Here is a 20,775-nt window from a genome sequence, read left to right as displayed (position 1 = left end):
AAGATCATGCGCCAAAATTGCGCTTTCAGCGCTGCAACAGCGCGACGCGGACGCCGAGCGCGATGAACAATCCGCCGAGCGCGCGGTTGATCCATCGCAGCATTGCGCCCGAGCCGCGCAGCCGGTCCACCGCCCGCGCCGCGACCGCGGCGAGCCCGAGATTCCACAGCGTGCCGTTGAGATCGAACACCAACCCAAGCACCAGAAAAGCCAGCCCCTGATGCGGCGCCTCGACATCGACGAATTGCGGCAGGAAGGCGAGGAAGAACAGCGCCACTTTCGGATTGAGCGCGTTGGTCAGCGCGCCCTGCCAGAACACGTTTCGCAGCGAGATGTCACACCGCGGAACGGCGTCCGGCGTCGCCGCGGCGGCGGCCAGGCCGCGCGGCTTGCTCAGCAGCATCTGCACGCCGAGATAAATCAGATAGGCCGCGCCGACGAGCTTGATCGCGGTGAAGGCCGCCGCCGACGCCGCCAGCAGCGCCGACAACCCGACCGCCGCGGCCACGATGTGCAGCAGGCATCCGAAGCCGATGCCGAGCGCGGCAGCGGCGCCGCCGCGCCAGCCAAGCTGGATGCTGCGGCCGACAATATAGGCGGTGTCCGGCCCCGGTGTGATGTTGAGCAGCAGTCCGGACAGCGCGAACAGCCACAATTCATGGATGCCGAACATGCTGGAACCCGGTGTCTGCCGCGGGGCGCGTCGCCCGCAACCCTGATCGACCACAAAAACCCGGCTTTGTTAAGCGGATAGAAACCGTGACAAGGCCTGCTGGCAGCCGCATATTTCAACGCGGCGGAATGAAACAGATGAGCATCGGCAACAGGGCACGACAGACGGCGATCGCGGCGATGCTTTGCGGCACGCTGGGCTCTGGCATGGCGTCGGCGCAATCCTCCGGACCGTTCAGCCTGTTCGACAACATTTTTACCGGCTCGATCTCACAAGGCAGCCGCTCCGCGCCGCAGCCGGGCAACGCGGCGCAGGGCGCCACGGCCGCGCCGGGCTGGAGCGGCGAGGACGGCGCCTCCGGCCATCCCTTGATGACCGCGGCGGCGATCCGCGAGGCGGCGGCGAATTTCGACAATTGCATCGCCTCGCTGTGGCCGGAGGCCGAGCGCCGCGGCATTTCGCAGGACAGTTTCCAGCGCTTCACCGCCGGCCTCGCGCCCGACCTGCGGATCATGGACCTGATGGATTCGCAGCCGGAATTCACCAAGGCGATCTGGGACTATCTCGACATCCTGGTGAACGACAATCGGCTGGCCAAAGGCCGCGAGGTGCTGGCGAAATACAAGCCGCAATTCGACGCCGCCGAGCGCGCCTACGGCGTCGACCGCTTCATCATCGCGGCGATCTGGGGCATCGAGTCGAACTACTCGACCCAGATGGGCGACCGCAGCGTGCTGCAATCCACCGCGACCTTGGCCTGCATCGGCCGCCGACAGAAATATTTCCGCGACGAGTTTCTGGTGACGCTGGAGATCCTGCATCACGGCGATCTGCGCCCCGAACAGATGCGCGGCTCCTGGGCCGGCGCGTTCGGCCCGACCCAATTCATGCCGACCGCATTCAAGCGCTATGCGGTGGACGCCGACGGCGACGGCCGCCGCGACGTCGTCGACAATCCGGCCGATCTGATCTTCTCCACCGCCAACAACCTCAAGAAAGACGGCTGGCAGAGCGGCGCGTCCTGGGGCTACGAGGTGGCGCTGCCGCCAGGTTTCAATTTCATGCTGGCGGATCGCGGCAAGGCGATGAGCCTCGCGCAATGGCAGCAGATCGGCGTCAGCCGCGCCGGCGGCAAGCCGTTCCCCAATCCCGCCGACAAGGCCTATCTGCTGGCGCCGGCCGGCGCCGAGGGCCCGGGCTTTCTGATGCTGCAGAATTTCCGCGTCATCATGAAATACAATCCCGCCGAGGCCTATGCGCTGGCGATCGGGCATTTCGCCGACCGGCTGCGCGGCGGCGCGCCGTTCATCCAGCCCTGGCCGCGGCAGGAGCGCGTGCTGTCGCGCGCCGAGCGGCTCGAACTACAACAGCTTCTGGTGCAACGCGGCTACTACCGCGGCGAGCCGGACGGCCAGCTCGGCGGCCAGACTCGCGAGGCGCTGCGCAGCTACCAGGCCTCGATCGGCGCGCCGGCGGACGGCTTCGCGTCCGGGGAGGTCTTGGAGCGGCTGCGGGGGAGGTAAATTGCGCGGTCATTCACCATACCCGTCCGCCGCCGCCAAAACCCGCCCGCGTGCCGCCCGAATCCGCTATTATAGCGAGATTGGATCTTTCCCTGCCGAGCGCGCGGAGCCGATGTCGAACCGTCCGAAGTCCTTGTTCCGCGTCCTGACCGAGCGCGGCCCGCTGCTGGCGCTGGCCACGGCCGGGCTGCTGTTGTTCAGCATCGCGGGGCCGGCCTCGGCGCAATTCTTCAATTTCGGCAATTTCGGCGGCCCGCCGCCGCGGCCGCAGGCGCCGATTCCGCGCAGCGGCGGCGGCTGGTTCGGCAACGAGGTATTCGCCCCGTTTCAGCAGCAGGCGCCGAAACAGGCGCCGCGACCGCGCGAGGATTTCTCCCGCGCCCCTTCGCCGGAAAAACGCGAGACGCCGGCCGAGCGCAACGTGCTGGTGCTCGGCGACGCGATGGCCGACTGGCTGGCCTATGGCCTCGAGGACGCCTATGCGGAAACCCCGGACATGGGGGTGATCCGCAAGCACAAGACCGTGTCCGGGCTGATCCGCTACCAGCCGAAGGGGGAGCCGGCGGACTGGGCCGCCGCCGCCAAGGGCATTCTCGCCACCGAGACCCCGGAAGCCATCGTGGTGATGCTGGGGCTCAACGACCGCGCGGCGATCCGCGAGCCGGCCGCCGCCGAGGCCAAGCCGGGCGACGGCAAGGCGCACCCCAAGGACGCCAAGAAGGACGCGGCGAAACCCGCCGATGGCGCCGCCAAACCGGATGACAAACAAGCCGACAAGCCGGCCGATCCTGATCTCGCCGACGACGCCGACAATGGCGATACCCCGAGCATCATGGCACCGGAAAAGAGCGCGCGCTCGGCCAACGGGCTGTACGAATTCCGCGAGGACCGCTGGGTCGAGCTCTACAGCAAGAAGATCGAGGAAATGATCGCGGTGCTGAAGACCAAGGGCGTCCCGGTGCTGTGGGTCGGGCTGCCGGCGGTGCGCGGCACCAAGGCGACCTCGGACTCGCTGTTCCTCAACGCGCTGTATCGCGAGGCCGCAGCCAAGGCCGGCATCACCTATGTCGACGTCTGGGACGGCTTTGTCGACGAGGCCGGCCGCTTCCTGCAGCAGGGCCCGGATTTCGAGGGCCAGATCCGCCGGCTGCGCTCCTATGACGGGGTGTATTTCACCAAGGCCGGCGCCCGCAAATTGGCGCATTACGTCGAGCGCGAGATCACCAGGCTGTTGGCCGGACGCTCGGCGCCGATCACGCTGCCGAGCGAACCCGCCACCCCCGACGCCAGTGCGCAGCCCGGGTTGCCGCCGCCGCGGCCGTTGGCCGGGCCGATCGTGCCGCTGGTGGCCTCCTCGGTGAGCACCGATCAATTGCTCGGCGGCCCCGGCACCCGCCCGGCGCCGGTCGATGCGCTGGCGGCAAAGACCCTGGTGAAGGGCGAGCCGTTGGCGGCGCCGGCCGGCCGCGCCGACGATTTCGTCTGGCCGCGCCGCGAGGTCGGCCTCGAACAGGCCAAGGGCGACAGCCCGGTGGCCTCGGCCGCGCCGGAAGGCGCCGCGGCTTCGCCGGCAACGCCGCCGAAACCGAAAAAGCCTCGGCCAGCCATCTCTAACTCATCCGCACCGTCGGCATCACCGTCGTCCCCGGCCGTATCCGCCGCGTCGCCGCCCTCCTCGTCGCCGGCGTCGTCCTTGGGGGGATTTTTCGGCTTCCAGCCCGCGCAGCCACAGCCCGCCCAGAAGCCGCGGGCGCCGCGTCCGCCGGCCGATGTCGGCCCCTCGGCCGCAGCGCCGGGGTTCTTTGCGCGATAGCGTGACCTTCGAGGTTCCCGCCTTTGCAGCAACCGCGTCTGATCTCTGGCAAAGAGTCATTCCGAGGCGCGAGAGCGAAGCTCGAGCGAACCCGGAATCTTGCCACATGTCGCGGCGTAGTCCCTCCTGCCCGCAACGAGATTCCGGGTTCGCGCGCCGCTGCCGCGGCTCGCGCTCCGGAATGACCATCCTTGGAGAGCGGCGGATGGACACCAGGCTCAGCGCCGTTGCTCACGCCTATCGGTCCGTCAAAGCCCCCGGCACCGAGGCCGAATCTGCTAGCACTGCGGCATGACCGACGCCCTGCCGAATTCCGCCCCGCCCGCCGCCCGCGCCTCGTGGCGCGAAGGGCTTGCGGTGTATCTGCAGCCGCGCGTCTTGATCGTGCTGTTTCTCGGCTTCTCCTCCGGGCTGCCGCTGGCGCTGTCGGGCTCGACGCTGTTGGTGTGGATGCGCGAATCCGGCGTCGACCTCGGCACCATCGGGCTGTTCGCGCTGGTCGGCACCCCCTACACGCTGAAATTCCTCTGGGCGCCGCTGGTCGATGCGCTGCACGTGCCGCTGTTCACCAGGCGATTCGGCCGCAGGCGGGGCTGGCTGGTGTTCGCGCAATTGCTGCTGATCGCAGCGATCCTGCTGCTGGCGCTGTCGGACCCGGCGCGCTCGCCGTTGTTCGTGGCGCTCGGCGCGCTCTTGGTGGCGGCGATGTCGGCGACGCAGGACATCGTGGTCGACGCATTCCGGGTGGAAAGCCTGCCGGAAAACGAGCAGGCCGCCGGCATGGCGTCCTATGTCGCGGCGTATCGGATCGGCATGCTGATCTCCACCGCCGGCGCGCTGTTTTTGGTCAGCGCCTATGAATCCACCGGGCAGACCCGCGCCACCGCCTGGATGTGGGGCTATGTGACGATGGCATTGATGGTGCTGATCGGCACCGTCACCGCGCTCGCCGCCACCGAGCCCGAGCAATCCGCCCGCGCAGAACGAGCCACCCGCGGCGACAGTTCGTTCGTCCGCGTGGTGCATGCCGCGACCGGCGCCTTCGCCGAGTTTCTGGCCCGCAAGGATGCCTTGGCGGCGCTGGCCTTCGTGGTGCTGTTCAAATTCACCGACGCGTTTTCCGGCACCATGACCGCGCCGTTCGTGATCGACCTTGGGTTTTCGCGCAACGACTACGCCGCGATCGTCAAGGGCGTCGGACTCGCCGCGACGCTGATCGGCGGCTTTGCCGGCGGCTATCTGGCGCGTCGCTATACGCTGGCGCAGAGTCTTTGGATCGGCGGGATGTTGCAGGCGGTCGCCAATCTGGCGTTCTCCTGGCTGGCGATCGTCGGCGTCAACCAATGGGCGCTGGCCTTTGCGATTACGGCTGAAAATTTCACCTCCGCGATCGGCACCGTGATCTTCGTCGCCTATCTGTCGGCGCTGTGCAAAAATCCGCTGCACACCGCCACGCAATACGCGCTGCTGACCGCGCTGGCGGCGGTCGGCCGCACCTATCTGTCATCGGGCGCGGGCTATCTCGCCAAGGCCACCGGCTGGCCGGCGTTCTTCGTGATCTGCGTGCTGGTGGCGATCCCGAGCCTGATCCTGTTGGCCTGGCTGCAGCGCCGCGGCCATTTCGCCGACCTCGGCGCGATACGAGCGTGATGCAGAGCGTGAGCCGCTGAACGCCATCGCCACAATACATGCGTCATCCTGAGCAACCCGGCGCAGCTCGCAGAGCGACGCCGGTGTCTCGAAGGATGCGCCGCGCGTTCGGCCGCAATTCCCGTCGCGTCATCCTTCGAGGCGCGCCGCTGACGCGGCTTCGCTCCTCAGGATGACGGCGCTTCCGCAAGTTTAACGGCGGTTACGCCACCCCGGCGCGCAACAGGTCGTGCAGGTGCACGATGCCGACCGGCTTCTTGCCCTCGGTGACGATCAAGGCGGTGATCTTCGAGGAGTTGAGGATCTCCAGCGTCTCGCTGGCCAACAGCGACGGGCTGATGGTCTTCGGATTCTTGGTCATCACCTCGTCGACCAGCGCGGTCATCAGGTCGGCGCGCATGTGGCGACGCAGATCGCCGTCGGTGACGATGCCGACCACGAGGCCCCGCGGATCGGTGATGCCGACGCAGCCGAACCCCTTCGACGACATCTCCACCAGCGCGTCCGACATCTTGGTGCCGAGCGGCCGCAACGGGATCGCGTCGCCGGTATGCATCAGGTCGCGGGCGAATTTCAGCATCGCGCCGAGCTTGCCGCCGGGATGCAGCACGCTGAAATCGATCGAGGTGAAGCCGCGGCCTTCCAAGAGCGCGATCGCCAGCGCGTCGCCGAGCGCCAGCAGCATCACCGAGGAGGTGGTCGGCGCCAGATTGTGCGGACAGGCCTCGCGCGCCTTCGGCAGAATCAGCGACACGTCGGCGGCCTGGCCGAGCGTCGAATCGCCGTCGGCCGACATCGCGATCAGCGCGATCTTGAAGCGCTTGGCGTAGGTGATCAGGTTCTTCATTTCCGGCTGCTCGCCGGACCACGACATCGCCAGGATGACGTCGTCGACGGTGATCATGCCGAGATCGCCATGGCTGGCCTCGGCGGCATGGACGAAGAACGCCGGGGTGCCGGTGGAGGCGAAGGTAGCGGCGACCTTGCGGCCGATGTGGCCGGATTTGCCGAGCCCGGTGACGATCAGCCGTCCCTTGGCATTGTTGATCAGATTGGTGGCGGCGACGAAGGCGGGGCCGAGATCGGATTTCAGTGCGGCGGCGAGCGCGTTGACGCCGCTCTCTTCGGCCTCAAGCGTGCGCAACGCCGAGCCGATGGCGTCGGTCGCCTGATCGGTCATGGAGGATTTCGCACTCCGGGGTTTCGCAATCGACATGCTGCATTTCCAGGACTGAAGCAGGAGTGCTTCGGCGGCCTGTCTAGCACGCCGTGCCGGCCGAAGCGAAATCCGCCGCCGCCGCTCGCAACGGGTCATTAACCATAATTGTTTTAAATCCCTTAACGATGGAACGTGGCGGGTGTCGCTTGGGACGCTGCGCCACCCCCGCAAACCATTGATTACGCGGAGTCTTATGGTGATCCTGGGGGCAGCATTGGGCCGCCGCATGCGCGCAGAGGCGATCTGCGCGGCCTCGGCATGCCTGCTGGCCGCCCTGCTCGGCGCTGCCGATGCCGCCGCGCAGGCGCTCACTCCGGACTTGCTCAACCCCGACCCCGGCGGTTTCGTCGCGCCGCAGAACTTGCCGCTGCGCCGCACCGCGCAGGCCCAGCCCGATCCCGCCGCCCTGCCTCCGGAGCCGATGGCGCCGTCCCGGATCGGCAGGATTCCGAGCTATGGCACCCCGGCCGCCGCCGGGGCTTCCGACAGCGGCTATGATTCGCTGAACCGTAAGCGCCGGCTGCCACGCTACTATCCCGGCCAACGGCGACCGAAGAGCGCCGGCCCCGGCAGTCCGGCGCTGCTCGCGCCGCCGCCACCGCCGCGGCCCGCGCCGCCCTCGGCGAGCGCGCATCGCGCGCCGCTGCCCGCGGGGTTGACGGGCACGGTGATCGGCCAGCCGCCGCGCCGCCGGCTCAAGACCGACGACGATCCGTTCGGCGCGGTCGGCGACTACGCCGGCAGCTTCCTGGTGAAATCCGCGGTCGAAGTCTCCGGCGGCTATGACAGTAATCCTGGCCGGGTGTCGGGCCCTGCCAAAGGCTCGGCGTTCTACGTTGTGGCGCCGGAGCTGATGGTGACGTCGGACTGGGAGCGCCACGCGCTGGTCGCCGATCTGCGCGGCTCCTACACGGGCTATGGCGGCACGGTGCCCGCCGACGCCAATTCAGTCTCCTCGGCGCCAACCAATCTCGACCGTCCGAGCTTCGACGGCCATGTCGACGGCCGGCTCGACGTGTCGCGCGACACCCGCCTGCTCGGCCAGTTGCGGATGCGGTTGTTCACCGACAATCCCGGCAGCCCGAACCTCGATTTCGGACTGGCGAAATATCCGCTGGCGCTGAACACCGGCACCTCGGCCGGCTTCGACCAGAGCTTCAACCGGCTGCAGGTCTCCGGCGTCGGCACCTTCGACCGCACCACCTATCAGCAGTCGGTGCTGACCGACGGCTCCACCGAATCCAACAACGACCGCAACTTCAACCAGTATGGCGGCGTCGCCCGGGCCAGCTACGATCTAATGCCCGGGCTGAAGCCGTTCGGCGAGGTCGAATATGACAGCCGGGTGCACGACGACGCCACCGACCGCAACGGCTATGCGCGCGATTCCACCGGCGGCTACGTCAAGGCCGGCACCAGCTTCGAATTCACCCGGCTTCTGACCGGCGAAATGTCGATCGGCTACACCGGGCGCAGCTACACCGATCCGCGGCTGCAGAAGCTGACCGGGCTTCTGACCAGCGGATCGCTGATCTGGGCGGCGACGCCGCTGACCACGGTGAAGTTCATCACCAATACCTCGGTGGATGAATCGACGCTTCCCGAGGTGTCCGGCGTGTTGACCCGCAGCTACACCGCGGAGGTCGATCACGACTTCCGCCGCTGGCTGACCGCGATCGGCAAATTTACCTACGGGACCCAGGACTATCAGGGCTCCAGCCGGCTCGACCATTTCGGCTCGGTGACCGGGGATCTGGTCTACAAGCTGAACCGCTCGTTCCAGCTCAAGGCCGAACTGCGCCGCGAATGGCTGGATTCCAACCAGCCCGGCAACAGCAACGTCGCCACCGTGGTGATGCTCGGGGTCCGGCTGCAGAACTGAGCGATGATTTGGCCCATCCCTCCCGCGCGTCGTCCCGGCGCAGGCAGGGACGACGTGCGGCTGAAGCATCACTCCTGCGCGTTGACGTCGGGCCGCCAGGTCAAAAGCCGGTTCTCCAGCGCGGTCAACAGCCATTCGGCGGCGAGCGCCACCACCGCGATCACGATCATCGCGGCGAACACGCCGTTTGAATCGAACGAGCCCTGCGCGGTGGCGATCAACAGCCCCATGCCTTCGCGCGCGCCCAGGAATTCGCCGACGATGGCGCCGACCAGCGCGAAGCCGAAGCTCACATGAAGGCTGGCGAGAATCCACGACAACGCCGAGGGAATCACCACCGACGTGGTGATCTGCCAATTGCCGGCGCCGAGAATTCTGGCGTTGGCGATCAGGTTCTTGTCGGCCTCGCGCACGCCCTGGAAGGCGTTGGCGAACACCACGAAGAACACCATCACCACCGCCAGCGCGATCTTCGAGGGCGCGCCTAAGCCCAGCGCCACGATGAAGATCGAGCCCAGCACCACGCGCGGGATCGAATTCGCCACCTTGATGTAGATCGAGAACACGTCGGAGAGCAGCTGATTGCGCCCCAGCGCAATGCCGCACAGGATTCCGGCCGCCGAGCCGATCAGGAAGCCGGCGCCGGCCTCGTAGATCGTCACCCAGATCTGCTTCCACAACGGCCCGATCGAGGTGCCGTTCTGGAACCAGTCGATCAGCTTGACCACGATGGCGCTGGGCTGGCCGAAGAAGAACGGATCGATCAGCGCAAAGCGCACACCCAATTCCCAGCCGCCGACCAGAAAGATCAGCACGGCGAGCCGCAGGATCAGCACCAGCCGGGCGCGACGGCGCAGCCGCGCCGCCATGGTTTCGACCCGCGCGTCGACCGCGCGCGGCGGTTTCGTGGAGATGCTGGTCTTGGCCATGTTCAATGCCCCGCCCGGGCGCGCAACACTTCCTCGCGCAGATCGTCGTTGATCTTCCGCGCAATCGCGATGAAGCGCTCGTCGTAGCGCAGCGTGGCGACGTCGCGCGGCCGCGGCAGATCGATGGTGTGCACCGACTTCACCCGCGCGGGGCGCGTGGTCAGCACCGCGACGCGGTCGGCGAGCAGGATCGCTTCGTCGAGATCGTGGGTGACGAACAGCACCGCGGATTTTGCCTCCGCCCACAGCTGCAGCAATTCCTCCTGCATCAATTCGCGGGTCTGCACGTCGAGCGCGGAGAACGGCTCGTCCATCAAGAGCACCTGCGGATTGTTGATAAAGGTCTGCGCCAGTGCCACCCGCTTGCGCATGCCGCCGGAGAGCTGATGCGGATGATGGCTCTCGAACCCCTTCAGCCCGACCCGGACGATCCAGTCGCGCGCCTCGGCCTCCGCCTTGGCCCTGTCGGTGCCGCGAAACAACGGCCCGGCCATCACATTGTGCAAGACGTCGCGCCAGGGAAACACCGCGTCCTGCTGAAACACGAAGCCGACGCGGCGATCGACGCCGGCGACCGGGGCGTCGAACAGCGTGACTTCGCCGGCCTGCGGCCGCGACAGCCCGGCGATCAGCCCCAGCGTCGTCGACTTGCCGCAGCCGGTCGGGCCGACGATCGCCATGAATTCGCCGGGCGCGATCGAAAGGTCGAAGTCTTCCAGCGCCGACAGCACGTCGCCGGACGGCGTCACGAAGCGGCGGGCGACGTGTTTCAATTCGATCGCGGAAGGGGTAGCTGCGTCCATGCTTTGGGCATTCCGATTGGATGTTGCGCGCGATCAAGAACTCAAGCTGTCATTCCGGGGCGCGAACAGCCCAGCTGTGAGCGAACCCGGAATCTCGCAGCACGCGGCTGAATCTGCACCGGCGGCAGATTCCGGGTTCGCTCGAGCTAACGCTCTCGCGCCCCGGAATGACGAGCCTTGGAGTCCATTCGAAATCAATTCAGTCACTGCGTGGCGTTGGCCTTGACGACGAATTCGGTGGTGTAGGTCTTGCTCAGATCGATGGTCTTACCCTGCAGGTTCGGCGAGAAGCTGGTCAGCACCTTGAGCACCGACTCCGGCGCGCCCTGCGGCATCATGCCGTCCGGCGAATATTGTGCCTTGCCGTCGCGCAGCCCCTGCACATAGAGCTCGAGTTCGCCGGCGTAGTAATCCTTCGGCATCTGCGCCGCGATTTCTTCCGGCGAATGGGCGTGCATCCATTTCAGCGTCTTCACCATGACGTTGACCACCTTCTGCGCGGTGTCCTTGTTGGCCTCCATCCAGCTGCGGTCCATGTAGAGGCAGGCCGCCGGATAATCGCCGCCGAGCGCGGCGCGGGTATTCTCCGCGGTGCGCAGGTCGATCGCCACCTTGGCGACGCCGCTCTGCACCGCGCGCGCCACGGTCGGCTCGGTGGTCATGCCGGAGACGATCTTGCCCTGCTGGATCGCCGCCAGGAAGGTGTCGCCGGCGCCCACCGGCACGAGCGAATAGTCCTGCACCTTGAGCCCGGCCTTGGCGGCGAGCGCCCGGGTGAGAAAATCGGTCGCCGAGCCGAGCCCGGTGACGCCGAGCGCCTGGCCCTTCCAGTTCGCCGGGTCCTTCAGTCTGTCGGCGTCGGCGGCCTTCACCAGCACCACCTCGCCGGGCGCCACCGAGAACTGCACCACGTCGGTGATGAACTTGCCCTTGGATTGCAGGTCGATAGTGTGGTCGTAGAAGCCGACCACGCCTTGCACCTCGCGCGCCAACAACGCGGTGGCGGCCTGGGCGCCGGAATTGGAATTGAACAGTTCGACGTCGAGCCCCTGTTCCTTGAAGAAGCCGAGCTGGGCGGCGAGCTTGGCCGGCAGATAGATCTGCTTGTCGATGCCGCCGACCATGATCTTGATCGGGGTCTGGGCGGCGGCCGGCGCCGCCGCGAGCAGCAGCGACAACGGCGCCGCCAGCAGCGCTGCAACAAGCCCGGCCCTCAGAACTCTTTGCATCGAGGTTTCCTTGATGTGTTGCCGCCGCTGGCCGGCACCCGAACGCGGACGCCACGCCAGCCGGATCGGCCGCGATGGAATTGCGCCATGAGGCCCCTGGCCCCGGCTGCGAGTCAATGGCGGATTATGCTGCGCCACGGCACCGCAGCGGCGGGCATCCGTCAAGCCGGCCGTCGCGAGCGCGGCTGCTGGATCTTGCGGAAGCGGACGCCCTTGGCGTCGGCCAGCCTGGTGGCGATGTAGCCGGCTTCCAGGCAGGCCTCGCGCTGCGGCATCTTCTCGTCGGGGGCGCGGGCGGTGTCCCACCAGGAGGCGCGGTGCGAGGCCCGCGACAGCGCAAAACCAAGAATCTCCTCGATCTGCTCGAGGCTCAGCACCAGTTCGGCCAGGGTCTGTTGCTGCAGATAATCACGTAACGGGGCATACGGGTTCACGTCGGTGTCCTCAATGAATTCAGCTCCTTACCATAATGCCGCGACAGGCGGGGGGACGGCGTTCGGCGGCTTGGCAAGCTTTCGTTAACCGATCGCACCCCTGGTGCAACTACTTAAGCGCTCGGCAACGAATTGGGGCGCATTTGTCCCAACATGGAACCGGCGACCGCAATGAGATGGCTTCGACGTCGCGCCTTTCGCTGGCAATTGTCCGCGAAACTGCTGGTGATTTCGCTGGTGGTGACGGTGCTGGCGTTTTCCGCGGTATGCGGCAGTGTGTTGCTCGACATGCGCCACAGCACCGAGCAATTGGCGCGGCAGACCATGGAAAATCTGTCAGCCACGATCGACGCCGACCTCAGCCATAATCTGGAACTGTACGACAAGTCGCTGCAGGCCGTGGTGAAGAATCTGGCGCTGCCGGAGCTCGCCGACGTCAGCAAGCCGATCCTGCAACTGATCCTGTTCGACCGCACCACCACCGCGCCGCATTTCGGCGCGGTCCAGGTGTTCGATGCCGCCGGCAATCTCAGCCTCGACGCCTCGACCCTGAAGCCGGCGCCGGAGCGCCGCGACGACGAGGAGTTCTTCAAGGTCCACCGCGACAACCCGAATGCCGGGCTCTTCATCAGCCGGCCGATGCTGTACCAGGGCGCCTATTCGATCGTGCTCAGCCGCCGCATCGAGACCCCGAACGGCGGCTTCAACGGCATCGTCGTCGGCAGCATCCGGTTCGGCTATTTTCACGACCTGTTGGGCCGGCTGCGCATCGACCCGCAGGACGTGGTGTCGATCCTCAACCATAGCGGCGTTATTATCATGCGGCGGCCGTTCGACTTCGACGTGGTCGGCAAGGATTTCAGCCGCGTCGCCGGCGTTATCCAGACGCTCGCCAAGCCCAGCGGCTGGTTTTCCGGCGCCGGGCTCGATGACGGCACGCCGCGGATGTATGTCTGGAGCGATAGCAGCCATCCGCTGGTGGTGCTGGTCGGCAAGCCGTGGCGCAATATTCTCAGCCTGTGGCGCAAGGAAGCGATCCGGCTCGGCGCCATCCTGTTGGTACTGGCGAGCTTCGTCGCCGGCGTCACCATCTTCCTGATCCGCGAAATCGACCGCCGCGCCCGCGCCGAACAGCGGCTGGAGGAATTGTCGATCACCGATCCTCTGACCGGGCTGACCAACCGGCGCAAATTCGATGCCTCGATCGAGAGCGAGTGGCGCCGCGCGCAGCGGATGCAGACCCCGGTGGCGCTGTTGATGATCGATGCCGACCATTTCAAGACCTATAATGACAGCTTCGGTCATCAGGCCGGCGACCAGATGCTGATCGGCATCGCGGTCTGCATCGCCGATTCGGTGCATCGGGTGGGCGATTGCGCGGCGCGGTTCGGCGGCGAGGAATTCGCGGTGCTGCTGCCCGGGCTGAGCGCGATCGCGGCGCTGGCGGTCGCCGAAACCATCCGCAGCAAGGTCGAGCAGTGGTCGGTCGACCAGACCGGCGTCACCATCAGCGTCGGCACCGCAAGCCTCACCCCCGACCCGACCACGCCGTGGTCGGTGCTGGTGGAGGCCGCCGACAAGGCGCTGTACGCCGCCAAGGCCAGCGGCCGCAACCGCTCGGTGGTGGCGTCCTCGGCGCGGGAATTGTCGCTGGTGGCGTGAGCGCGGCCTGAGCCATCACGTCTGCGAACGCGCTCAACAAAAGTGTCATTCCGGGGCGCGAGCCCTTGGGCGAGCGAACCCGGAATCTTGCGGCACGTGAAAGAGTCGGTCCCTGCGGCGAGATTCCGGGTTCGCTCGAGCTTACGCTCTCGCGCCCCGGAATGACGTCGACAGGTAAACGGCGCCCCGGACGAAGGGGGAGCGTCGCCCGACGTCGCGTAGCAGGCCCGCCTCACTCCGCTAGATAATGCGTCATGGTGGCGCGGAGTTCGTCGCGCAAATCCGGGCGCTTCATCGCGAAGGCGATGTTGGCGCGCAGGAAGCCGGCCTTGGAGCCGCAATCATGGCGTTCGCCTTCGAATTCGACGCCATAGAATTTCTGCGTCTTCGACAGCCCGATCATCGCGTCGGTGAGCTGGATCTCGCCGCCGGCTCCGCGCTCCTGGGTCTCCAGGATCTTGAAGATCTCCGGCTGCAGGATATAGCGCCCGGAGATCGAGCGGTTGGACGGCGCGGTGCCCTTCGGCGGCTTCTCCACCATGCCGTTGATCTGGAAGATCTTGCCGTCGCGCTGGCCGACGCCGCAGATGCCGTAATGATGCGCGAGGTGGTCCGGCACTTCTTCCACCGCGATGACGTTGGATTTGTCGCCGAGCTTCTCGGCGGCGGCGATCATCTGGGCGAGGCAGCCCGGGGTGTTGAGCACCAGTTCGTCCGGCAACACCACCGCGAACGGTTCGTTGCCGACGATGTCGCGGGCGCACCACACCGCATGGCCGAGCCCGTGCGGCGCCTGCTGGCGGGTGAAGCTCATGGCGCCGGCTTCCGGCTGGTCGCGCGCCAGCATCTCCATTTCCGCGGTCTTGTTGCGGCCCTTCAGCGTCATGTCCAGTTCGAACTGGCGGTCGAAGTGATCTTCGATCATGCCCTTGTTGCGGCCGGTGACGAAGATGAAGTGTTCGATCCCGGCCTCCTTGGCCTCGTCGACGACGTATTGGATCAGCGGCCGGTCGACGATGGTCAGCATCTCCTTCGGCATCGCCTTGGTGGCGGGCAGGACGCGGGTGCCGAGACCGGCGACCGGAAACACGGCTTTACGAATTTTCATGCGAGGAATCTCTTGGGAGGAATCGGAAACTGCAAGGCGTTGCAGCGCGAAACATAGGCCGATTGATGGAGCCGCGAATCATCCAATCGTCGCACCGCCAACGGCTGCCTCGTTGCATCGCAGCGCTGCGAGGGGCTGTCATTTGAACATCGGGGTGCCGGGCACGAAGGCGTCGAACGCCGCCCAGAACTGGCCGCGGTAGCGATCCTGCTCCTGCAGGATCTCGTGCTTGGCCCCGGCGATCACCAGATGCGCGCCGCCGCGCAGATGATAGGCCAATTCCTCGATCGCCGGCGTCGACACCACGGTATCGTGGCTCGCCGCCAGCATCAGGATCGGCTGCCGGATCCGCGCCGGGAAACTCGCCGCCTTGAAGCCGTGCATCGCCCGGAACGCGGTGTCGGCCCAGGCCACCGTCGGCGAGGCGATACCGAGCGTCGGATCTTCGGCGAGGATCGCGGCGTTGCGGGCGTAGCGCACCGGATCGCTGGTCAATTGATTGTTGGCGAACGGCCCGCTGCCGGCGAGCTGATCATTGCCGCCGGGGACGTAATTGCCGCCCTGCCCGGCCAGCCGCATCACCCGCAGCAGCAGCCGCACCGGCAGCGTGGTGGCGCGGCCTGGCAGATCGATCATCGGCGCGGTCAGCACGATGCGGTCGAACCAGCGCTTGCCGGAATGCGCGATCCGCAACAGCACTGCGCCGCCCATCGAATGCGCCAGCGCGAAATGCGGCGGCGGGCAGTCCGGCAGCACCACCTGCTGCACGAAGGCCTCGACGTCGGTTTCGAAATCGGAAAAGTCGCGGACATAGCCCTTGCGGCGGTCGCGCAGCCGCCGCGACGAATGGCCCTGGCCGCGCCAGTCGATGATCGCCACCGCGAAGCCGCGGTCGCGCAAATCGCGCACCGTCTCGAAGTATTTTTCGATCTGTTCGCCGCGCCCGGTGAACACGCACACCGTGCCCTTGCGGTCGGCCGGCGGCGGCCAGCGGGCGAACCGCAATTCGGCGCCGTCGGGTGTCTTGAGGAAGCCGCTGACGGCGTCTTCGGGGACCGGATTGGCGGGAATCGAGACGAGCGTCATGAACCGACCGGGTAGGGCAGAAGTGCTGGAAATCAAGGGCCGCGAGCCGCGGGCACAAAGCTTTTTGCACCTCTTGAACCGCGTAACCACCCTCCCATATCATCTTCGTGCAGGCCGCTACTAGTGGGTCGGACGATCGCAAGATCCGAAGACTCGCAAGATCTGAAGAGTCACGACATCTGAGGATTCAGAAGGCTGCACGACACAGCACGGCCCGGCCCGATGGCGGGCGGGTTTCTTAACAGTCGCTTTTCGGAGGACTCAACCATGCGTACGTTCGATCTCACCCCGTTCTATCGCTCCACCGTCGGTTTCGACCGGCTGTTTTCGCTGCTCGACCAGGCCTCCGGCGAGGCCGCAGCTCCCGGCTATCCGCCCTATAATATCGAGCGCTCCGGCGAAAACGATTACCGGATCACGGTCGCGGTCTCCGGCTTCTCGCCGGCCGAACTCTCCATCGTCACCAAGGAAAACACCCTGACCATCCGCGGCGAGAAAGCCGCTCCGGAGGCCGGCGGCAAGTCTGAAGTGCTGTATCGCGGCATCGCCGCCCGCGCCTTCGAGCGCGCCTTCCAGCTCGCCGACTACGTCACGGTGAAGAACGCCACGCTGGAGAACGGCCTGTTGCACGTCGATCTGGTGCGCGAGATTCCCGAGGCCAAGAAGCCGCGCAGCATTCCGATCGGCACCACGGCACCGGCTCAGCCGCCGGTGATCGACAACGACAACCAGAAGGCCGCGTAACTTAGCTTACGGCGAAGCCCCTTCCGGAGCCGCATCCTTCGAGGCCCTCGCTTTGCTCGGGCGCCTCAGGGTGACGGCGCCGGAAGTGGATCAGCCACCGCCTAGCGGCTCAAGCTGCGGCTAGCTGCGCCAGTGGCGTCATCCTGAGGAACCCGGCGAAGCGCGATGCGCGAAGCCGGGTGTCTCGAAGGATGCGCCGCGGGCTCGGCTGACGTCACGACGCTTCGGAGCCGCACCCTTCGACGCCCTCGTTTTGCTCGGGCGCCTCAGGATGAAGGCGCCACCATCTGAATTGACAACAACGCCCCGGTCCGCCGGGGCGTTTTTTTGCGCCGGCATCACGCAGCGGCGCGTGGCGCCGAGATCACTGTGCCGTGAGCGCCGGTAACGACGGCTGCGCCGTCCGCGAAGAGTCCGTGATCGCGCCGCTGCGGCGGGCAACACTCACGGAGATGAAACCATGTTGATGGACGGAATTTGGTCGGCGGCGATGACGGGCCGCCTGCTGGCGACGATGCTGATCGTGGCGCTCGGCGCGACGATCGCCGACGCCGCGCCGGCGCCGCTGCGGGCGCAAAATGTGGTGCTGGTGCATGGCGCCTGGGCCGACGGCTCCTCCTGGTCCGAGGTCATCCCGAAGCTGCAGGCCGCCGGATTGCACGTCACCGCCGTACAGAACCCGTTGTCGTCGCTCGAGGATTCGGTCGCCGCGACGCGCCGCGCGCTGGCCTTGCAGGACGGCCCGACGGTGCTGGTCGGGCATTCATGGGGCGGCACGGTGATCAGCGAGGCGGGCGGCGACCCCAAGGTCTCGGCGCTGGTCTATGTCGCGGCAAGGGCGCCCGACGCCAACGAGGACTTCGTGGCGCTGTCCGGCAAGTTTCCAGCCGGCGCGGCGCGGGCCGGGATCCAGACCCGCGACGGCTACACCCAATTGTCGGAGGATGCGTTCATCAAATACTTCGCCAACGGCGTCGACCCTAAGAAGGCCGAGGTGCTGTTCGCCGAACAGGGCGCCACCGCGGCCTCGCTGTTCGGCGATCGCACCACTGCCGCCGCCTGGCATGCCAAGCCGTCCTGGTACGCGGTCTCAAAGCTCGATCAGACCATCAATCCGGATCTGGAGCGGTTTCTCGCCAAACGGATGAACGCCACCACCATCGAACTCGACGCCGGGCATCTGTCGATGGTCTCCCACAGTCAACAGATCGCCGACCTGATCCTGGCCGCGGCCGGACAGCACGAATAGCCGCCGCCCCATCGCGGCGCGAACGCCCTCGCCACACCGGCGAGGGCGTTTTGCTTAATCGGCTATTCCAGTCCCTGCACCGGCGGCATGTCCTGGGTCGGCTGGATCTGCGGCGCAGGCCTGGCCTCGGCCGCGGGCGGCGCGACAGCCGGTGACCGCCGGGGCGACGTCGACGGCTTTCGGCGCCGCCGCGGTCTGCTGCGCGGGAGCCGGCAGCGGCTGTGCGGCGATCGGCGGCATCGGCTGTGAAACCACCGGAGCTGGCGGCGCCGGCCGCGGCAGCGGCGCGGTCGGATTGCGGCTCGCCAGCCGCGGCACCGGCAATGGCGGCCGCGGCGGCCGCACCTCGCGGAACGAGGGCACCGGCCGGACCGGCGCATAACGCGCGAAACTGTCGTCGGCCTCGGCCGGAATGAAGCGGATGATCCGCCCGGAGCGGGCGTCGATCAGCACCCGGCCGTCAGCGCCGTCGAGATCTGTGGCGGCAACGCTGTAGAACACCCCGCGCAGCCGCGGCGTGCCGAGCGGCGCAAAGCCGGCGTCGCGCAGCACGGCATAGACCTCGCCCGGCGGCAGCAGCGCCGGCACATAGCGCGGCGGCGGCGGCAGGTCCGGCGGGACCGCCGCATAGGGGGCGTCGAAATCCGAAACCAGCATCGGCCCGGCGCCGCCGCCATCACGCGGCAGCCCTTGCGCGCCGGCGGCGCCCGCGCCCAGCAGCAATCCGGCCGAAATCGCCCATCCCACGCACCGTTTCATCGTCGTCTCCTTCGACGCCCCCGCGCCCGCGATCACGCCGGAAGCCCTCGGCCGTCGACGCCGGCCCAAAAACCTGCGAGCCGTTTGCAACGGTTGACCGCCCGGCTTGGACCGACCGCCAGCCTCGGCGCGGATTTCGGCGGCGCCACGGCTCAATCGCGGCGGATTTGGCTTGAATTCACGGCGCGGCAGGGCTGCATTCTCCACCCAACGGAGGACTTTCACGCGCTTGTATGATAGAAAAAAATTTGGCAAGGTCAGGCTAGGACAGCAACGCTGTCTCAATTGCGGGTGGTAACCGGCCTGGAGATTGCAACGTCGTTTCAGACGTTCAATAAGCCGTTGTCACTGGGAAATTAGGCGCCACAGCCTGAATTTACGAAATCGTGGCTCGCGGATGTGAGCGGTGGCCAGACGGTGCCGCGGCCGCCCAAGCTGCGCGACGAGAATGGCGAGCTCCCTCGCCGGATGAGAGGACGAGATGAACGGGTCGGAGTTCGAGCGCGACAGCATCGCGGCGCAAGCGCAGGCCGAGACGTCGTCGGAACCGGCGCGCGAGCATAGCTGGCGGCCGCCGGCCGAAGGCCTCTACGACCTGTCGCAGGAAAAAGACGCCTGCGGCGTCGGCTTCATCGCCAACATCAAGGGCGTCAAGTCGCACCAGATCGTCTGCGACGCGATCCGCATCCTGTGCAATCTCGAACATCGCGGCGCGGTCGGCGCCGATCCGCGCGCCGGCGACGGCGCCGGCATTCTGGTGCAGATTCCGCATGCGTTCTTCTCGCGCAAGGCCAAGGAGCTCGGCTTCATGCTGCCGGCGCCCGGCGAATACGCCGTCGGCGCGCTGTTCATGCCGCGCGAGACCTCGTGGCGCAAGGTGATCCAGGGCATCATCGCCGACCAGATCAAGGCCGAGGGGCTGAAGCTGCTCGGCTGGCGCAAGGTGCCGGTCGACAATTCCTCGCTTGGCGAGACCGTGAAGCCGACCGAACCCTCCAACATGCAGGTGTTCATCGGCCGCGGCAGCCACATCAAGACCGACGAGGATTTCGAGCGCAAGCTCTACATCCTGCGCAAGTCAATCTCGCACGCGATCTATCAGCGCCGCGACCGCGGCCTCGCCGGCTACTACCCGGTGTCGATGTCGTGCCGCACCGTGATCTACAAGGGCATGTTCCTGGCCGACCAGCTCGGCAGCTACTATCCCGATCTGCACGAGGAAGATTTCGAAAGCGCGCTGGCGCTGGTGCATCAGCGGTTCTCCACCAACACCTTCCCGACCTGGTCGCTGGCGCATCCCTATCGCATGGTGGCGCATAACGGTGAGATCAACACGCTGCGCGGCAACAACAACTGGATGGCGGCCCGGCAGGCCTCGGTGCATTCCGAACTGTACGGCAAGGACATCAGCCGGCTGTGGCCGATCTCCTATGAGGGCGCCTCCGACACCGCCTGTTTCGACAACGGCCTGGAATTCCTGGTGCAGGGCGGCTACGCGCTGCCGCACGCGGTGATGATGATGATCCCGGAGGCCTGGGCCGGCAATCCGTTGATGGATGAGCAGCGCCGCGCGTTCTATGAATATCACGCAGCCATCATGGAGCCGTGGGACGGCCCGGCCGCGCTGGCCTTCACCGACGGCCGCCAGATCGGCGCCACGCTGGACCGCAACGGTCTGCGCCCGGCGCGCTATCTCGTCACCAAGGACGACCGCATCGTGATGGCGTCCGAAATGGGCGTGCTGAAGATTCCGGAAGACCAGATCATCACCAAGTGGCGCTTGCAGCCCGGCAAGATGCTGCTGGTCGATCTCGAGCAGGGCCGGCTGATCCCGGACGACGAGATCAAGGCGCAACTGGCCTCCAGCCAGCCCTATCGGGAATGGCTGAACCGCACCCAGATCGTGCTGGAAGAGCTGCCGGCCGCGCCGATCAAGGGCCAGCGCTCCAACCTGCCGCTCTTGGATCGGCAGCAGACCTTCGGATACACCCAGGAAGACATCTCGATCCTGA

The 20,775-nt window shown here is 66.8% G+C and carries 16 protein-coding genes and 1 pseudogene; 8 read left to right on the top strand and 9 right to left on the bottom strand.

The window, feature by feature from the left end; translation table 11 throughout:
* Positions 1 to 25: 25 nt before the first annotated feature.
* Positions 26 to 673, bottom strand: coding sequence for a LysE family translocator (locus tag VGC77_RS13760; protein WP_331172128.1), 648 nt, complete (start codon positions 671 to 673; stop codon positions 26 to 28).
* 128 nt (positions 674 to 801) lie between these two features.
* On the opposite strand from VGC77_RS13760, the gene VGC77_RS13755 reads away from it, so the two are divergent.
* The 3 genes from VGC77_RS13755 (at position 802) to VGC77_RS13745 (ending at position 5,659) form a co-directional block, all read left to right on the top strand.
* Positions 802 to 2,196 (top strand): lytic murein transglycosylase, encoded by a 1,395-nt coding sequence (locus VGC77_RS13755; RefSeq protein WP_331172127.1) that lies wholly within the window; start codon positions 802 to 804, stop codon positions 2,194 to 2,196.
* Positions 2,197 to 2,308: 112 nt separating this feature from the next.
* On the top strand, positions 2,309 to 4,009 hold the full coding sequence (locus VGC77_RS13750) for an SGNH family hydrolase (RefSeq protein WP_331172126.1): 1,701 nt from the start codon (positions 2,309 to 2,311) through the stop codon (positions 4,007 to 4,009).
* 291 nt (positions 4,010 to 4,300) lie between these two features.
* A complete protein-coding gene (locus VGC77_RS13745) occupies positions 4,301 to 5,659 on the top strand; it encodes an AmpG family muropeptide MFS transporter (protein ID WP_331172125.1) in 1,359 nt (452 codons plus the stop codon).
* 202 nt (positions 5,660 to 5,861) lie between these two features.
* Here the strand turns inward: VGC77_RS13745 and VGC77_RS13740 are convergent, their stop codons facing one another.
* Positions 5,862 to 6,875 carry a KpsF/GutQ family sugar-phosphate isomerase gene (locus VGC77_RS13740; RefSeq protein ID WP_331172124.1) on the bottom strand — a complete coding sequence of 338 codons (1,014 nt, stop codon included), beginning with the start codon at positions 6,873 to 6,875 and terminating at the stop codon, positions 5,862 to 5,864.
* A gap of 229 nt (positions 6,876 to 7,104) precedes the next feature.
* On the opposite strand from VGC77_RS13740, the gene VGC77_RS13735 reads away from it, so the two are divergent.
* The gene (locus VGC77_RS13735) at positions 7,105 to 8,760 is read left to right on the top strand and encodes an outer membrane beta-barrel protein (protein ID WP_331172123.1); all 1,656 of its coding nucleotides are present in this window, start codon (positions 7,105 to 7,107) and stop codon (positions 8,758 to 8,760) included.
* Positions 8,761 to 8,828: 68 nt separating this feature from the next.
* On the opposite strand, the gene VGC77_RS13730 is transcribed toward VGC77_RS13735, so the two are convergent.
* The 4 genes from VGC77_RS13730 to VGC77_RS13715 all read right to left on the bottom strand — a co-directional run bounded on the left by VGC77_RS13730 (position 8,829) and on the right by VGC77_RS13715 (position 12,155).
* On the bottom strand, positions 8,829 to 9,689 hold the full coding sequence (locus tag VGC77_RS13730) for an ABC transporter permease (RefSeq protein WP_414709662.1): 861 nt from the start codon (positions 9,687 to 9,689) through the stop codon (positions 8,829 to 8,831).
* A 2-nt stretch (positions 9,690 to 9,691) separates the two neighbouring features.
* Entirely contained in the window at positions 9,692 to 10,492 is an 801-nt protein-coding gene (locus VGC77_RS13725) for an ABC transporter ATP-binding protein (protein ID WP_331172122.1), read from the bottom strand.
* A 203-nt stretch (positions 10,493 to 10,695) separates the two neighbouring features.
* Complete coding sequence (locus VGC77_RS13720) at positions 10,696 to 11,721, bottom strand: ABC transporter substrate-binding protein (protein WP_331172121.1); 1,026 nt, start codon at positions 11,719 to 11,721, stop codon at positions 10,696 to 10,698.
* Between the two features lie 161 nt (positions 11,722 to 11,882).
* On the bottom strand, positions 11,883 to 12,155 hold the full coding sequence (locus tag VGC77_RS13715) for a hypothetical protein (protein ID WP_331172120.1): 273 nt from the start codon (positions 12,153 to 12,155) through the stop codon (positions 11,883 to 11,885).
* Between the two features lie 171 nt (positions 12,156 to 12,326).
* Here VGC77_RS13715 and VGC77_RS13710 point away from each other — a divergent pair, with 171 nt between their 5' ends.
* Positions 12,327 to 13,817, top strand: coding sequence for a diguanylate cyclase (locus tag VGC77_RS13710; RefSeq protein WP_331172119.1), 1,491 nt, complete (start codon positions 12,327 to 12,329; stop codon positions 13,815 to 13,817).
* A 232-nt stretch (positions 13,818 to 14,049) separates the two neighbouring features.
* Here VGC77_RS13710 and VGC77_RS13705 read toward each other — a convergent pair whose 3' ends face one another.
* Positions 14,050 to 14,925 (bottom strand): UTP--glucose-1-phosphate uridylyltransferase, encoded by an 876-nt coding sequence (locus VGC77_RS13705; RefSeq protein ID WP_331172118.1) that lies wholly within the window; start codon positions 14,923 to 14,925, stop codon positions 14,050 to 14,052.
* A 138-nt stretch (positions 14,926 to 15,063) separates the two neighbouring features.
* Positions 15,064 to 16,011, bottom strand: coding sequence for an alpha/beta hydrolase (locus VGC77_RS13700; RefSeq protein ID WP_331172117.1), 948 nt, complete (start codon positions 16,009 to 16,011; stop codon positions 15,064 to 15,066).
* Positions 16,012 to 16,278: 267 nt separating this feature from the next.
* Here VGC77_RS13700 and VGC77_RS13695 point away from each other — a divergent pair, with 267 nt between their 5' ends.
* Positions 16,279 to 16,755 (top strand): Hsp20 family protein, encoded by a 477-nt coding sequence (locus tag VGC77_RS13695; RefSeq protein WP_331172116.1) that lies wholly within the window; start codon positions 16,279 to 16,281, stop codon positions 16,753 to 16,755.
* A gap of 514 nt (positions 16,756 to 17,269) precedes the next feature.
* Positions 17,270 to 18,004: an alpha/beta hydrolase gene (locus VGC77_RS13690; protein WP_331172144.1), complete on the top strand. Its 735-nt coding sequence runs from the start codon at positions 17,270 to 17,272 to the stop codon at positions 18,002 to 18,004.
* Between the two features lie 54 nt (positions 18,005 to 18,058).
* On the opposite strand, the gene VGC77_RS13685 is transcribed toward VGC77_RS13690, so the two are convergent.
* Entirely contained in the window at positions 18,059 to 18,763 is a 705-nt protein-coding gene (locus VGC77_RS13685) for a hypothetical protein (RefSeq protein WP_331172115.1), read from the bottom strand.
* 481 nt (positions 18,764 to 19,244) lie between these two features.
* Between VGC77_RS13685 and VGC77_RS13680 the strand changes: the two are divergent.
* Positions 19,245 to 20,775: pseudogene (locus VGC77_RS13680) on the top strand (glutamate synthase subunit alpha); the annotation flags it as partial.

Origin of the sequence: Rhodopseudomonas sp., assembly GCF_036404135.1 — a bacterium.
Taxonomy (GTDB): Bacteria; Pseudomonadota; Alphaproteobacteria; order Rhizobiales; family Xanthobacteraceae; genus Rhodopseudomonas_A.
Note: the sequence above shows the minus strand (reverse complement) of the source record. Positions and strands in the feature narration are given on the sequence as shown.